General features: G+C 65.5%; 14 protein-coding genes. 13 read left to right on the top strand and 1 reads right to left on the bottom strand.

Annotation, left to right across the window (positions count from 1 at the left end; translation table 11 throughout):
* Positions 1–12 precede the first annotated feature (12 nt).
* The 8 genes from pstB to HMPREF3036_RS10090 all read left to right on the top strand — a co-directional run bounded on the left by pstB (position 13) and on the right by HMPREF3036_RS10090 (position 8,108).
* Positions 13–816 (top strand): phosphate ABC transporter ATP-binding protein PstB, encoded by an 804-nt coding sequence (gene pstB / locus HMPREF3036_RS10125; protein ID WP_005433472.1) that lies wholly within the window; start codon positions 13–15, stop codon positions 814–816.
* A gap of 19 nt (positions 817–835) precedes the next feature.
* Positions 836–1,549, top strand: a complete 714-nt coding sequence (phoU, locus tag HMPREF3036_RS10120; RefSeq protein WP_005433473.1) for a phosphate signaling complex protein PhoU — start codon at positions 836–838, stop codon at positions 1,547–1,549.
* A gap of 31 nt (positions 1,550–1,580) precedes the next feature.
* Positions 1,581–2,303 (top strand): response regulator, encoded by a 723-nt coding sequence (locus HMPREF3036_RS10115; protein ID WP_005433474.1) that lies wholly within the window; start codon positions 1,581–1,583, stop codon positions 2,301–2,303.
* Between the two features lie 77 nt (positions 2,304–2,380).
* Positions 2,381–3,634, top strand: a complete 1,254-nt coding sequence (gene phoR / locus HMPREF3036_RS10110) for a phosphate regulon sensor histidine kinase PhoR (protein WP_005433475.1) — start codon at positions 2,381–2,383, stop codon at positions 3,632–3,634.
* A gap of 103 nt (positions 3,635–3,737) precedes the next feature.
* Positions 3,738–4,493: a 5'/3'-nucleotidase SurE gene (surE, locus tag HMPREF3036_RS10105; protein ID WP_062334175.1), complete on the top strand. Its 756-nt coding sequence runs from the start codon at positions 3,738–3,740 to the stop codon at positions 4,491–4,493.
* A gap of 54 nt (positions 4,494–4,547) precedes the next feature.
* On the top strand, positions 4,548–5,492 hold the full coding sequence (locus HMPREF3036_RS10100) for a M23 family metallopeptidase (RefSeq protein ID WP_082897455.1): 945 nt from the start codon (positions 4,548–4,550) through the stop codon (positions 5,490–5,492).
* Between the two features lie 145 nt (positions 5,493–5,637).
* Positions 5,638–7,092, top strand: coding sequence for a 23S rRNA (uracil(1939)-C(5))-methyltransferase RlmD (rlmD, locus tag HMPREF3036_RS10095; protein ID WP_062334171.1), 1,455 nt, complete (start codon positions 5,638–5,640; stop codon positions 7,090–7,092).
* 260 nt (positions 7,093–7,352) lie between these two features.
* On the top strand, positions 7,353–8,108 hold the full coding sequence (locus HMPREF3036_RS10090; RefSeq protein WP_005433482.1) for a GntR family transcriptional regulator: 756 nt from the start codon (positions 7,353–7,355) through the stop codon (positions 8,106–8,108).
* Between the two features lie 134 nt (positions 8,109–8,242).
* On the opposite strand, the gene HMPREF3036_RS10085 is transcribed toward HMPREF3036_RS10090, so the two are convergent.
* Positions 8,243–8,848 (bottom strand): hypothetical protein, encoded by a 606-nt coding sequence (locus HMPREF3036_RS10085; protein ID WP_005433483.1) that lies wholly within the window; start codon positions 8,846–8,848, stop codon positions 8,243–8,245.
* A gap of 271 nt (positions 8,849–9,119) precedes the next feature.
* Here HMPREF3036_RS10085 and ndk point away from each other — a divergent pair, with 271 nt between their 5' ends.
* The 5 genes from ndk (at position 9,120) to hisS (ending at position 14,392) form a co-directional block, all read left to right on the top strand.
* Positions 9,120–9,545, top strand: a complete 426-nt coding sequence (gene ndk / locus HMPREF3036_RS10080) for a nucleoside-diphosphate kinase (RefSeq protein WP_005433485.1) — start codon at positions 9,120–9,122, stop codon at positions 9,543–9,545.
* 29 nt (positions 9,546–9,574) lie between these two features.
* Entirely contained in the window at positions 9,575–10,747 is a 1,173-nt protein-coding gene (gene rlmN / locus HMPREF3036_RS10075) for a dual-specificity RNA methyltransferase RlmN (RefSeq protein ID WP_062334168.1), read from the top strand.
* 83 nt (positions 10,748–10,830) lie between these two features.
* Positions 10,831–11,754: a helix-turn-helix domain-containing protein gene (locus HMPREF3036_RS10070; RefSeq protein WP_062334165.1), complete on the top strand. Its 924-nt coding sequence runs from the start codon at positions 10,831–10,833 to the stop codon at positions 11,752–11,754.
* Between the two features lie 83 nt (positions 11,755–11,837).
* The gene (gene ispG / locus HMPREF3036_RS10065; RefSeq protein WP_062334162.1) at positions 11,838–13,100 is read left to right on the top strand and encodes a flavodoxin-dependent (E)-4-hydroxy-3-methylbut-2-enyl-diphosphate synthase; all 1,263 of its coding nucleotides are present in this window, start codon (positions 11,838–11,840) and stop codon (positions 13,098–13,100) included.
* A gap of 5 nt (positions 13,101–13,105) precedes the next feature.
* A complete protein-coding gene (gene hisS / locus HMPREF3036_RS10060; protein ID WP_005433501.1) occupies positions 13,106–14,392 on the top strand; it encodes a histidine--tRNA ligase in 1,287 nt (428 codons plus the stop codon).
* The last annotated feature ends 39 nt before the right edge of the window (positions 14,393–14,431 follow it).

The raw sequence follows: 14,431 nt of genomic DNA, 5'->3' as shown, positions 1-14,431 counted from the left end.
AAAGACACGAACATGACCAGCATTGATCTGAACAGCATGACCGCGATGAACCTTGACGGTCTTCCCACGAAGATCGCGGTGAACGACCTCAACGTGTGGTACGGCAAGTTCCATGCCCTCAAGCACATCACGCTCGCCATACCCGAGGGCCGAGTGACGGCCTTCATCGGCCCGTCGGGCTGCGGCAAGTCGACGCTCCTGCGCACCTTCAACCGCATGTACGCCCTCTATCCGGGCCAGCGCGCCGAAGGCGAGCTGATGCTCGACGGCGTCAACATCCTCTCGGGCACTATCGACGACTGCACGCTCAGGAGCCGCGTCGGCATGGTCTTCCAGCGCCCGACCCCGTTCCCGATGAGCATCTACGACAACATCGCCTACGGCATCCGCTTGCGCGAGAACGTCGCGAAGTCCGAGCTCGACGACCGCGTCGAGTGGGCCCTTAAGAAGGCCGCCCTCTGGAACGACGTCAAGGACAAGCTGCGCGAGCCCGGCACGAGCCTCTCGGGCGGCCAGCAGCAGCGCCTTTGCATCGCCCGCGGCGTTGCCGTCAAGCCCGAGGTCCTTCTGCTCGACGAGCCGTGCTCGGCCCTTGACCCGATCTCGACCGCCCGCATCGAGGAGCTCATTGAGGAGCTCAAGAACGACTACACGGTCGTCATCGTCACTCACTCCATGCAGCAGGCCGCCCGCGTCTCCGACTACACGGCCTTCCTCTACCTCGGCGAACTGATCGAGACCGGTCCCACGACCGACATCTTCACCCGTCCGCAGAAGAAGGCGACCGAGGACTACATCACCGGCCGCTTCGGCTAAAACGAAAGGAAACGACATCATGAACCACATCGTCAAAAGCTACGACCGCGACCTCGAGGAGGTCCTCGGCGAGGTGACCGCCATGGGCAGGCTCGTGCGCGAGCAGCTCGTCAAGGCGGCCGACGCCCTCGAGAAGCTCGACGCCGACGAAGCCCGCTCCGTCATGACCCGCGACGCCGAGGTCAACGGCTACGAGGTCTCCGTCGACGCGAAGATCGAATCCGTCTTCGCCCGCCGCCAGCCTGCCGCCCGCGACCTGCGCACGCTCATCGGCATGAGCCGCGTCTCCGTCGACTTCGAGCGCATGGGTGACGAAATCCGCAACATGGCAGGCAGCGTCCTAGAGCTCAAGGGACTCGACGACTCTCTCCTTGAGAACCGCTCCGCCATCATCATGGCCGTCAACACGGTCGCCCACATGATCGACGACTCGATCCTCGCGCTCTCGCGACTCGACACGAACCTCGCCCGCGAGGTCATCGCACGCGACAGGCTCGTCGACGACGTCTACCGCACGACGCTCAGGAGCCTGATCGTGCACATGATGCAGGATCCGTCCTCCACCGAGGGCGCCATCGCGCTCACTTGGATCGGCCGCTCGCTCGAACGAACGGGCGACCACGTGAAGAACGTCTGCGAGGCCGTCATCTACATTGAGGAAGGTGCGGACGTGCGTCACGAGTTCTATACTGGCAAAATGGAATCCTGCCGAAACGGCTCTGCCGAAGGCTGATCCGCCCATCAACAATTGCGACAAGGCATCTATGGCAAAACTGCTCACCGTCGAGGACGAAACCGCCATCCGCGAGCTCCTCGCCTTCATCTGCGAGACAGACGGCCACGAGGTCGTCAAGGCCGCCAGCCTGGCCGAGGCGCGCGAAGCGCTGCGCCGGGGCGGACTCGACCTCATTCTGCTTGACGTGATGCTCCCTGACGGCTCGGGGTTCGACTTCCTGCGCGAAGTCCGCACCGACGCCGCCAGCGCCTCGGTGCCCGTCGTGATGATCACCGCCCGCGGCGACGAGGCCGACAGGGTCGAGGGACTGGACGCAGGCGCCGACGACTACGTCGTCAAGCCCTTCATGCCCAGGGAGCTCACCGCCCGCATCCGCGCGGTCCTTCGCCGCGCGAGCGCCGAGGGCAGGGCGCGCGAGTCCGCAGTGCCTCCCGCCGACGACCGCCAGGAGGAGATCGTCCGCTGCGGTCCGCTCCTCATGAACGAGACGCGCTTCGAGGCGACGGCCGACGGCATGCCCCTCAAGCTCAGCGTCAAGGAGTTCAGGCTGCTCCTGATGTTCGCCTCCCGTCCGGGACGCGTCTTCACGCGCGGCCAGCTCCTTGAAAACATCTGGGGCAACTCCTTTGTCGACGAGCGCACGGTGGACGTGCACATGCTTCGTCTTCGCAAGGCGCTCGCTGGCACGGCCGCGGAAAACCTCATTGAAACCGTCAGGGGCGTCGGCTACCGCTGCCGCCCGCTTGACTGACCTCCCGCAGGCACGCATCCCGACCGCCCCGCACGATCGAGCACGCGCCCATGCACAGGATTGAGAAAGGAGACACCATGCCCGAAGCACTGTCGGCTCGTGGACGCCGCACGCAGTTCCTCGGCATTCTGATTGTCGGGGGCCTCATTCTGGTCGCGCTCGTCTCGGCCGTCCTGTGGCTGAGCGTCGCGGCAGGCACGGCCGCGATCTTCTTCTGCATGGGCGTCTCGTTCTTCGCGCTTCTCGCCGTGTACGCGGGCAAGCTCATCGTGGACGAGGAGCGCTACATGCAGGCAAGGCTCGAGGCGCGCGACGCGCGCTACCGCCAGACGCTCGAGCTCTTGCCCGAGGGCGTCGTCATCCTCAAGGGCGAGGACGGCGTCATCGAATGGGTCAATACCATGGCGGGCGTTCATCTGGGAATCACGTCCGAAGACGTCGGCAGCGTCTTCACCGACAGGCTCATCGCCTCGCAGCCCGCCTTCTGCGCGTGGCTGCGTTCGCGCGACTTCTCGCGCCATTATGCGCTTGAGACCGCGGGCGGCTCCGTGCTGCTCGATGCGGCCGTCGTCGCGCCCGACGAGCGCCACACCATCATCGTCACGCACGACGTCACCGAACGCCGCCGCGTCGACGACATGCGCCGAGACTTCGTCGCCAACGTCTCCCACGAGCTGCGCACGCCGCTCACCGTCATCGCGGGCTTTCTCGATCTGGCGGACATGGACGTGCCGCCCGAGCTCAGAAAGCGCCATCTCGCCCTCATGCGCGACCAGACGGCCCGCATGAAGCGCCTCACGGACGACCTGCTGATGCTCTCGAAGCTCGAGAACAGGGACGAGCGGGGGACAGACCAGCCCGAGCTCATCGACATGTCCGCGCTCATCGACGACGCCGTGCGCGAGGGCATGGCCTACTCGAAGATGCAGCACAAGTTCGAGGTCGCACACGAGCCCCTTTCGCTTCTCGGACATCCCGAGGAGATCCGAAGCGCGGTCCTCAACCTCATCACCAACGCCGTGCGCTACACGCCCAGAGGCGGCCGAATCAGGGTGGTCTGGAAGCGCACGGGCACGGGCGCCGTCCTCACGGTTGCCGACACGGGCATCGGCATTCCGCCCGAGCACCTGCCCCGCATCACCGAACGCTTCTACCGCGTCGACAAGGGGCGCTCGAGGGACACGGGCGGCACGGGCCTCGGTCTGGCCATCGTCAAGCACGTCATGCGGCGTGCGGGAGGCGAGCTCTCCATCGAGTCGACTCCGGGCGAAGGCTCGAAGTTCATGCTTAGGTTCCCCGAGGAGAGGATCTTCTCGGGCCGCTATCTGTAGAACGGACGCGGCATCCTGCGATCGGAGCCCGTTCGGGCGCGCCCTTGCTGGCGCGATGGGCTAAAATCAGACGATCCAATTCACCGAAGTCCGCAGGATTTCCATGCACATTCTTGTCTCCAACGATGACGGCTACCGCGCGCCCGGCATTCAGGCGCTCGCGCAGGCCATGCGCCGTTTCGGCCGCGTGACGGTCGTCGCGCCCGACCACAACCACTCCGGCGCCTCCAATTCGCTCACGCTCAACCGTCCGCTCACCGTCGAGCATCAGGACGGCGACAGCCTATACGTGCTTTCGGGCACGCCGTCCGACTGCGTGCACGTCGCGCTCACGGGTCTTCTGCCGAAGCCCGACCTCGTCGTCTCAGGCATCAACTGCGGCGCCAACATGGGCGACGACACGATGTACTCGGGCACGGTCGCGGCGGCCATCGAGGGCTACCTCTTCGGCGTTCCCTCCATCGCCTTCTCGCAGATCGACAAGGGCTGGGCCGAACTCGACTCCGCCGCGAAGATTGCGCAGCTCGTCGTCGAGCGTTATCTTGAAAGGCGCGAGGACGAAAGGGCCGTTCTGCTCAACGTCAACATGCCCAACATGCCCGTCGAGGCCCTCAAGGGCATCCGCGGCACCCGTCTGGGCAAGCGCAACTGCGCCGAGAGCGTCATCCGCGAGATGAGCCCGCGCGGCTTTCCGATCTACTGGCTCGGCGCTGCGGGCAAGCCCGCCGACGCAGAGGAGGGGACGGACTTCTGGGCGACCTCCCACGGCTATGTCTCCGTGACGCCGCTGCAGGTCGACCTCACGAACTACAAGCAGGTCCCGACGGTCCGAGGCTGGATGGACGGCCCCGCCGTCTGAGATCCGCAAGGCACATTCAAGGGATAGAACGGAAAGGAAAGAAGGTTCAAGGACATGAACAAAACCGTACGCATTCTGTCGATCTCCGTCGCGGCCGCCGCCGCGGCCTTCCTGTCGGGCTGCTCCTCCGTGGACATGGGCCCGGCTACGGTCGTCGACCACTCCACCTACAGCGACGGCGCCGCGACCGCGCCCGTCCAGACGCCGAGCCTGCTGCCGGGCGGCATCGTCGACTCCGGCCGCACCCACACGGTGGCCGTGGGCGACACCATCTACAACATCTCCGTGCGCTACGGCCTCTCCGCCGAACAGCTCCAGCAGCTCAACGCCATCACCGATCCGACGCAGCTGCGTCTGGGGCAGGTCCTGAGGCTTCCCGCCTCCGTCAACGCGCCCCGCGCCTACACGGGCAATCCGCAGGTCCGCGTCAACCGTGTGACGAACGACACCGTGCTTGAGACTGCGCCGATCCGCAATGCCGAGACGGTGCCCGCTGCGGGTGAAACGACCGCCACCTCGTCGGCTGCATCCGCTGACGCCGCCGAAGCCGCCCGCAAGAAGGCCGAGGCCAAAGCTGCCGCCGAGAAGGTCCGCACCCAGGCCGAAGCGGCCAAGTCCCAGGCCCAGCAGAAGCTCAACGCCGTCACGCCGGGCCAGCGCATGATCTGGCCCGTGAGGGGCAAGATCAAGAGCGACTTCGCGAAGAACACCTTCGGTCTTGAGATCGCGGGCACGCAGGGCGACGTGGTCGTCGCGGCCATGCAGGGAGAAGTCATCTGGGTGGGCACGCTCAAGGGCTACTCGGGCACGCTCGCCGTCGTCAAGCACAGCCCGACGCTCATCACCGCCTACGGCGGCCTTGAGAACGTGGCGGTCTCCCAGGGCTCGAAGATCAAGTCGGGCCAGAAGATCGCCGACCTCAAGGGCGACACGCTGAGGTTCGAGGTCCGCGAGACCGGCAAGTGCGTCGATCCGCTCAAGTACCTCAACAAGCGCTGATCCTCGGAGAGTCAGTCAAAAAAGAGCGCCGGCTTCACCGCCAGGCGCTCTTCTTTTTGGTAAAGTCTCCTACCTGAATTTTTGAGGACGGCCGGATGAAGTCGGCCGCCCAGGGATCCCCGTTTTACATAGAGAGTCAAGAGTCATGGCACGACGCAAAGAGAAAACCCCCGAATACTTCACCGTCGAGGTGGAGCGCCTCGACCAGGAAGGCCGCGGCGTGGGTCATCACGACGGCAAGGTCGTCTTCATCGAGGGCGCCCTTCCGGGCGAGCTCGTCACCTACGAGCGCATCCGCAACAAGACCAGCTTCGAGATCGGTCGCGTCGCCCAGGTTCACCGCGAGAGCGTTCAGCGCGTCGAGCCCCGTTGCCCCAAGTTCGGCCACGGTCCCGGCAGCTGCGGCGGCTGCGCCATGCAGCACCTTGAGCCACGCGCCCAGGTCGCTTACAAGGAGCGCACGCTCATCGACACGCTCTGGCACATCGGCCGCGTTCGTCCCGAACAGATCATTACGCCGATCTACGGTCCGTTCTGGAACTACCGTCACCGCGCCCGCCTGACGGTCCGCGACGTCGCCAAGAAGGGCGGCGTGCTCGTCGGCTTCCATGAGAAGTCCTCCTCCTACGTCGCCGAAATGACGGGCTGCCACATCCTCACGAAGAACGTCTCCGACATGATCATGCCGATGCGCGAGCTCGTTTCCAAGCTCTCTATCCGCCAGCGCATGCCGCAGATCGAGGTTGCCGTCGGCGGCAACGGACGCACGGCCCTCGTCTTCCGCACGCTCGAGGAGCCGACCGATGGGGACATGGCCCTGCTCAACGCCTTCGGCGCCGAGCACAAGGCCGACATCTGGCTCCAGCCCAAGGGTCCGGACTCCGCCCACCCGGTCGATCCCGCCAACATCAACGCGCTCGGCCTCCAGCTTCCCGAGTTCGGCGTTCGCATCAACTTCAAGCCGACCGACTTCACGCAGGTCAACCATGAGCTCAACGAGACCATGGTGAGCCGCGCCGTTCGCCTGCTCGGCGTGGAACCCGAGCACAAGGTCGCCGACTTCTTCTGCGGTCTGGGCAACTTCACGCTCCCGCTCGCCACGTGCGCTTCGCACGTGACCGGCATCGAGGGCTCCGACGCGCTCGTCGCCCGCGCCCGTCAGGGCGCCGCCGACAACGGCCTCGCCGAGAAGACCGACTTCGTGGCCCGCAACCTCTTCACGTGGTGCGACCAGGACTGGGAGGCCCTCTGGAAGAAGATGGGCGGCATCGACCGCGTCCTCATCGACCCGCCGCGCGAAGGCGCCCTGGCGCTCTCCCGCGTGCTCGCCGCCACCGACAAGCGTCCCGCCCGTATCGTCTATGTCTCCTGCAACCCCGCGACGCTCGCACGCGACTGCGCCATCCTTCATCATGAGGGCGGCTGGCACATCCGCGCCGCCGGCATCATGAACATGTTCCCGCACACGGGCCACGTCGAGTCCATCGCCGTGCTCGAGCCGGGTCCCAGGCCCGAGAAGAAGTCCGAGGAGGCCGAGGCCATCGAGCGCCGCATCGCCGCCTCGGGTGACGACGACGTCAAGATGAACCTGCCGCAGTAACCTCAGACGGCTCCGTCCCGTCCCGCTGATGCGGGCTCGGGGAACGAGACTATCCAAGAGTCGAAGGAGTCGAAAATGTCGAAAAAAGCGCCGGACGCCATCGCGTCGCGGCGTTTTTTTTCGCATTCCGGCTCATCGAACACGATGTTTTCCTGAGGCCTTTCACGGCAGGATCAAAAAACGCTCATGTTAAGTCGAAATATGCTCAACGGGAGGGTTACAATGGGCGAACAAAGCCCGTCATGCAAGGAGGAACAATCATGACCAGAGCCGCAGTCAGAGAAAGGGCGCAGGCCCGCCGCGCAGCCGATGCGGCCTTCAGGGAGGCGTTCGACGCCTACATGTTTGAATGCTTCGCCAAGCCCGGATTCAAGCTTGAGAGCGAGGCGCAGCTTGCCGAGCGTTTCGGCGTCACCCGCTACAAGGTTCGCAAGGCGATCGAGGCCCTTAATCAGGCGGGCGTGCTCGAGCGCGTCAAGCACGGCGGCTCCACCGTGAGGAGCGTCACGCCCGAGGAGCTTGCCGACCGCGCCGATCGTCTTCTGAGCGTCGCGGGGCTGCCCGCCGAGGAGTTCGAGGACGCCGTCTCCGATCTTGTCTGCGGCCTCGTGCCCGTCATCATGGACAAGGTCGACCCCGAGAAGCTCGCGGGTCTTGAGACCCTCGTCGAGACCGTGGGCGCCGCACGCACGCCTGCCGAGCGCCGCAGCGCCGTTTTCGACTTCCTGACGGGACTCGCAGCTGTCGACGGCAACCGCTACACCGCGCTCTGCGTGAGCCTTGCCGTCAGGCAGGCCGCCCGCCGCGAGGCCTATGACCTGAGGCTCGATCCCGCCGAGCTCGCCGCCGTCTGTCGCGGTGTTCTCAAAGAGCTGATGAAGGGGCGCCGCAAGAAGGTCGTGGCCGAGCTCGAGGATCTCTTCGGACTCGTGTTCCCGAAGCGCGCCGAGCTGAAGAAGGCCGAAAAGACGGAAAAGTCCGAGAAGGCCGAGAAGGCTGAAAAGGGCGGCAAGTAGGACTCGTCCCGGAAAAGAAAGAGGGGCGCAGGCGGCATGGCGACGCCTGCGCCCCGTTTTTGGCGGGCGCAAAAAAGGCGGCTCGATCGAGCCGCCCGTCAGGCGCCTGGGCATTCACCTTGCGCGGGATGGCGTCACTTGGCGCGAACCCAGGAGTTCGGAGAGTTGAGCGAGATGTCGAGCAGGCGCTTGAAGAGGCCCATGGACATGCCGATGTGGCCGGCGGTGTCGCTCACGCGGGAATCGGGGACGGAGTCGGGCGCGGTGCCGTGAACGAGCGCGAGGAAGGTGCGGGCCATGGACTCCTTGTCGGCGCCGGGCGTGAGGGCCGCCTGCGTCATGCGCGAGCGGATCGTGCTGTAGCGGTCGAGATCCTCGGGGGAGAGCTTCGAGAAGAGCGGACGTCCGAGGGCTTGGTCGACGAAGGTCTGCATCTGGAAGAGCGTCTTCTTCAGAAGCTTCTCGTCGGCATAGGAGGGGAGGTTCTCGACGGCGGTCCTCATGGCGACGGCCTGAAGGTTGGCCGCCCAGAAGGCCTTGAAGCGGCGCTTCTCCTCGCCGCCTAGAAGCGGAATCGGGCACAGGCTCACGCCGGCGGCCTTGGCCACCTCCTTGTTGAAGAGCGAGCCGGAGAGGTCTCGCACGCAGCCGCCGAAGGTGTAGCCGAGGTTTTCCGCAAAGATCTTGTCGACGGGACGATTGACGGGCGTGTCGTTCTTTTCTTGGTTTTTGGAGGACATGAGCTGGAATCCGAAATGGGTGTGCCGGAAACCTCCGTGCAGGGGAGATTTCTCAACAGGTGCAATTCTGCCATGACTCGCACGCGGTGAGAAAGGGAAACTAACCCTGATCGGGTTGTAGCCAAAAGAAAAAGGCGTGTGCCCCGGGGAGTGATTGCGCGGCCTCGTGCTAAAATCATCAGTTCAGTACGAAAGGGAGCACAACCGCTCCCTTTTGTCGGTTTTTCCACGTCCCGGAGCCTTTTCCGGGCATTTTCTCTGAGAGAACAAAATGGCTATTGAACGCACCCTCTCCATCATCAAGCCGGACGCCGTTGCCAAGAACGTCATCGGCAAGATCTACTCCCGTTTCGAAACGAACGGCCTCAAGATCGTCGCCGCCCAGATGCGTCAGCTTTCCCAGGCTGAAGCCGAAGGCTTCTACGCTGTTCACAAGGAACGTCCCTTCTTCAAGGATCTCGTCTCCTTCATGACGTCCGGCCCGGTCATGATCCAGGTTCTCGAAGGCGAAGGCGCCATTCTCAAGAACCGTGAGCTCATGGGTGCCACGGACCCGAAGAAGGCCGCCGCCGGCACGATCCGCGCCGACTTCGCTGAAAGCATCGACGCCAACGCCGTTCACGGCTCTGACGCTCCGGAAACGGCCGCCGTCGAAATCGCCTACTTCTTCCCGGCTCTCTCCATTCACAGCCGCTAATCCGCTGCGAACACAGTGAGGAATAATTCGTGACCGACAACGTCAAAGAGTCTGCCGCCGCCTCTAAGGTGAACCTTCTCGACTTCGATCTGGAAGGGCTCACCGCTTGGTGCGCCGGCATCGGCGAAAAGGCCTTCCGTGCAACTCAGCTCTCGCGCTGGCTCCATCGTCATGTCGAAGGCGACTTCGACAACATGACGAACCTCGCGAAGGTGTTCCGAGCCAAGCTGAAGGACATGGCCGAAGTGCGTCCTCCCGTGCCCATCACCGAGAAGAAGTCGGCTGACGGCACGCGCAAGTGGCTCTTTGACGTCGGCAACGGAAACGCGGTCGAATCGGTGTTCATTCCAGAGGATGACCGCGGCACGCTCTGCATCTCCACGCAGGCGGGGTGCGCCATGGGCTGCCTCTTCTGCTCCACGGGCAAGCAGGGCTTCAACCGCAACCTCACGACCGCCGAGATCGTGGGCCAGCTCTGGTGGGCCGAACGCGAACTGCGCCGCGACGCAGGCGTGACGGACCCCAACGACCGAATCATCTCCAACGTCGTGCTCATGGGGATGGGCGAGCCGTTGCAGAACCTCGACAACGTTCTGCGCGCCCTGCACGTCTTCCTTGACGACAACGGCTACGGGCTCTCCCGCCGCCGCGTCACCGTCTCCACGTCGGGCCTCGTCCGCCAGATGGACAAGCTCGCCGAGGACAGCCCTGTTGCGCTCGCCGTGAGCCTGCATGCGGGCAACGACGCGCTGCGCGACAAGCTCATGCCCGTCAACCGCAAGCATCCGCTTGCCGACCTGATGGCCGCGTGTCGCCGCTACCTCAAGATGGCCCCGCGCGACTTCATCACCTTCGAGTACGTCATGCTCGGCGGCATCAACGATCGCCTTGAGCAGGCCGACGAACTCGTCGAACTCGTGCGCCGTGAAAACGTGCCGTGCAAGTTCAACCTGATTCCCTTCAATCCCTTCACGCAGTCGGACCTGCGCAAGCCCGAGCGCGAGCAGGTTCTCGCGTTCTGCCGCCGCCTCAACGAGGCGGGCATCGTGACGACGGTCCGCAAGACGCGAGGGGACGACATCGACGCTGCGTGCGGCCAGCTCGCGGGCGAGGTGCGCGACCGCACCCGCCGCGCCGAGCGCCTTGCACAGCAGAAGGCCGAGGCCGCGCCTCTTCTGCAGGCGGCCCGCCGCAGCGAGTAGCCTCCCGCCGGGGCGTGCGCGAGTCCTGAGGGTCCGCGGCGCCCAAGACACCGAACATCAAAACACTCCTGGAAGGAAGCGCCATGGCCCAAGAAACGTCTGACATGAACGAGCCGGTCCTGCATCCGGCCCCCGCCGAAGGCTTCGGCGCCGCGCTCAAGCGCGCCCGCGAGGCCCAGGGCATCTCCATCGGCGACATGGCCGCCCGCTCCCGCCTTTCGGTCCAGCAGGTCCGCGCGCTTGAGAGCGAAAGAACTGCCGAGCTTCCCGAGCCCGTCTACGTGCGCGCCTTCATCCGCGGCGTCGCCTCGGTGCTCGGTCTCGAACCCGATCCGCTCGTCGCCGACTACACCGCCCGCTACGGCGCCGCAAGTGTCGGGGTCCTTCCCGACCATGATCCCGCCAAGGAGACCGTCGTGCGCGCCTCCGGCCGCCGCACGGGCCTCAAGGCCGCCGTCGTCGCCATTGCTGCGGTCCTCGTCTGCGCCGCAGGCTGGTACGCCTGGTCGAGCATGAGCGACGGCGCCGAGACGCAGCCCGCTGCGGAGACGCCCGTCGTCGATGCCCCCGAATCAGTTGAAGCGGCGCCCGCCCCTGAACAGGCGGCAGCCGATCAGACTGCTCAGGAGAAGACTGCGGCCGAACAGGCCGCCGCCGAGAAGACCGCTGCGGAAAAGGCCGCTGCCGAGAAGGCCGCTGCGGAGAAGGCCGCCGCTGAAAAGGCGGCCGCCGAAAAGGCCCGCGCCCAGTCGCAGGCCGCCGCGACGGGTGAGCGCCGCGTCACCCTCTCGACCTCGGGCGCCTGCTGGGTGCAGATCCTTCTGCCCAACGGCCGCAGCTTCTTCGCCAAGGAGATGGCCGAGGGCGGCAGCGAGACCCTGAACGTGCCCGTCGGGGCCCGAGTGACGGTCGGCAACGCCTCCGTCATGACGCTCACGGTCGACGGCAGGCCTTACGAACTCACCAAGTCCACCCGCAACGGCATCTGCCGCTTCGTGGTGAAGTAAGAAGATTCAACAGAGCAGCGGCCTTCGGGCCGCTCTTTTCACACCGGCCTCCGGCCGGTGCGTATTTCCCGGAGACTTAAGCCGTGTCGGAAAACACCCTTGAATTCCGTCGCAAGACCCACGCCGTCAAGGTCGCCTGGGGCGGCCGCGTCGTGACGATCGGCGGCATGAACCCGATCGTCGTGCAGTCGATGACGAACACCTCGACGGCCGACGTCGAGTCGAGCGTCGCCCAGGTGCTTGCGCTTGCGCGCGCGGGCAGCGAGCTCGTCCGACTCACCGTCAACACGCCCGACGCCGCTCGCGGCGTCGCCCGCATTCGCGAGGCGCTCGACCGCTCCGGCTGCGACGTCCCGCTCGTGGGCGACTTCCACTACAACGGCCACAAGCTGCTCGCAGATCATCCCGAATGCGCCGCCGCGCTCTCCAAGTACCGTATCAATCCCGGCAACGTCGGCAAGGGCGAGAAGGGCATGGAGAACTTCGCCTCCATGATTGAGTGCGCGAAGAAGTACGGCGCCGCCGTGCGCATCGGCGTCAACTGGGGCTCGCTTGATCAGGCGCTCCTCGCCCGCATGATGGACGAGAACAACTCGCTCTCCGATCCGCTTCCCCCCGACGCCGTCCTTCGCGCCGCTCTCGTCGAGAGCGCTGTGCAGAGCGCCGACATGGCCGTGAAGCTCGGCCTTCCCGCCGACCGCATCGTGCTGAGCGCCAAGGTCTCCGAAGTCCAGGGCCTCATTTCCGTCTACCGCATGCTCGCAAGGCGCGGCAGCTACGCGCTCCACCTCGGCCTTACCGAGGCGGGCATCGGCTCCAAGGGCATCGTCGCCTCGACGGCTGCGCTCGCCGTGCTCCTTCAGGAAGGCATCGGCGACACGATCCGCGTCTCGCTCACGCCGTCTCCCGGCGCGCCCCGCACCGAGGAGGTCGTGGTCGCCCAGGAGATCCTGCAGTGCATGGGCCTCAGGAGCTTCACCCCGATGGTGACGAGCTGCCCCGGCTGCGGTCGTACGACGTCGGACCTCTTCCAACGCCTTGCCGCGGGCACGCAGGACTACCTGCGCTCGCGCATGCCCGAGTGGCGCGTCTCGTGCCCCGGCGTCGAGAACATGACGGTGGCCGTCATGGGCTGCGTCGTCAACGGTCCCGGCGAGAGCCGTCAGGCCGACATCGGCATCAGCCTGCCGGGCTCCGGTGAGAGCCCCGTGGCTCCTGTCTACGTTCGCGGAGAGAAGGTCTGCGCCCTCAAGGGCGATGACATGCAGGCCCGCTTTCACGCTATGATTGAAGAATTCGTCCAAACGACCTACGGCGCATCGTCCCGTGGGCAATCCGATAATTGACAAGAATGAGCAAAGAAAAATTCGCCGGCGTCAAGGGCATGAACGACATGCTCCCCGCCGATGCCGCCGTCTGGCAGACCCTGCAGCAGACGGCCGTCGGCGTTCTCGAACGCTACGGCTATCAGGAAATCCGCACTCCGATCCTTGAAAACACGAAGGTGTTCACCCGCGGCGTCGGCGAAGTGACCGATATCGTGGAGAAGGAGATGTACTCCTTCACCGACAGCATGAACGGCGACCAGCTCACGCTGCGTCCCGAATGCACCTCCGCCGTCGTGCGCTCCGTCAACGAGCACAGCCTGCTCTACGGCGCCACGCAGCGCCTCTGGTACTGCGGCCCGATGTTCCGTCACGAGCGTCCGCAGCGCGGCCGCTACCGCCAGTTCCACCAGCTCGGCGCCGAGGCGCTCGGCATGGAGGGTCCGGACATTGACGCCGAGATGATCATGATGCTCGCCCGCATCTGGAAGGAACTCGGCGTGGGCGATGTCCGCCTCGAGCTCAACACGCTCGGCGCGCTGCCTGAACGCCAGGCCCACCGCGAGGCCCTGATCAAGTACTTCGAGGGCAATCAGGACGTGCTCGACGAGGACGCCCGCCGCCGTCTCTACACGAATCCGCTGCGCATTCTCGACACGAAGAACCCCGAGATGCAGGAGCTCGTCAACGCTGCTCCGCGTCTGCTCGACTTCCTCGGTGAGGAAAGCCGCGCCTTCCTCGCCCGCATGGAGCAGCTCGTCTCCGCCGCCGGCATCGAGTACGTGATCAATCCCCGCCTCGTGCGCGGCCTCGACTACTACAACCACACGGTCTTCGAGTGGATCACGGACAAGCTCGGCGCCCAGGGCACGATCTGCGGCGGCGGTCGCTACGACCCGCTCATTGAAATGCTCGGCGGTCGTCCCGCCCCCGGCGTGGGCTTCGCCATGGGCATGGAGCGCGTCATCGAACTCATGCGTGAATGCGGCCGCGTGCCGGTCCGCACCCAGACCGACGTCTACGTCATCCATTCGGGCGGCGACACGCAGGTCCAGGCGATGCTTCTCGCCGAAGCGCTTCGCGACGCGGGCGTGCGCGTGATGGTGCACCCCGGCAAGTCCGGCTTCAAGAGCCAGATGAAGAAGGCCGACGCGAGCGGCGCCCGCTTCGCGGTCTTCGCCGCCGAGGACGAGCTTGCCGCCGGCACGGTCTCCGTCAAGGCCCTTCGCGAGGGCGAGAAGTCCTACGCCGAGCAGACGGCCCTGCCGCTCGCTGGCGCCGCCGCGGCCATTGCCGCCGCGCTCGCCGCGTAATCATTCAATCGAGTTGACTTAAGGAGCGCAAGCGATGGC

The sequence above is a fragment of the Sutterella sp. KLE1602 genome (assembly GCF_001578585.1).
GTDB lineage: Bacteria > Pseudomonadota > Gammaproteobacteria > Burkholderiales > Burkholderiaceae_F > Sutterella > Sutterella wadsworthensis_A.
The sequence above is the reverse complement of the archived record's forward strand: the minus strand, read 5'-3'. Positions and strand labels throughout refer to the sequence as shown.

Bases quoted from the DNA above. Each gene is read 5' to 3' on its own strand.
- ndk (WP_005433485.1), top strand. From the start codon at position 9,120: ATGGCTATTGAACGCACCCTCTCCATCATCAAGCCGGACGCCGTTGCC.
- pstB (WP_005433472.1), top strand. From the start codon at position 13: ATGACCAGCATTGATCTGAACAGCATGACCGCGATGAACCTTGACGGT.
- HMPREF3036_RS10085 (WP_005433483.1), bottom strand. From the start codon at position 8,848: ATGTCCTCCAAAAACCAAGAAAAGAACGACACGCCCGTCAATCGTCCC.
- hisS (WP_005433501.1), top strand. From the start codon at position 13,106: ATGAGCAAAGAAAAATTCGCCGGCGTCAAGGGCATGAACGACATGCTC.
- surE (WP_062334175.1), top strand. From the start codon at position 3,738: ATGCACATTCTTGTCTCCAACGATGACGGCTACCGCGCGCCCGGCATT.
- HMPREF3036_RS10115 (WP_005433474.1), top strand. From the start codon at position 1,581: ATGGCAAAACTGCTCACCGTCGAGGACGAAACCGCCATCCGCGAGCTC.
- HMPREF3036_RS10070 (WP_062334165.1), top strand. From the start codon at position 10,831: ATGGCCCAAGAAACGTCTGACATGAACGAGCCGGTCCTGCATCCGGCC.
- phoR (WP_005433475.1), top strand. From the start codon at position 2,381: ATGCCCGAAGCACTGTCGGCTCGTGGACGCCGCACGCAGTTCCTCGGC.
- HMPREF3036_RS10100 (WP_082897455.1), top strand. From the start codon at position 4,548: ATGAACAAAACCGTACGCATTCTGTCGATCTCCGTCGCGGCCGCCGCC.
- HMPREF3036_RS10090 (WP_005433482.1), top strand. From the start codon at position 7,353: ATGACCAGAGCCGCAGTCAGAGAAAGGGCGCAGGCCCGCCGCGCAGCC.
- rlmD (WP_062334171.1), top strand. From the start codon at position 5,638: ATGGCACGACGCAAAGAGAAAACCCCCGAATACTTCACCGTCGAGGTG.
- phoU (WP_005433473.1), top strand. From the start codon at position 836: ATGAACCACATCGTCAAAAGCTACGACCGCGACCTCGAGGAGGTCCTC.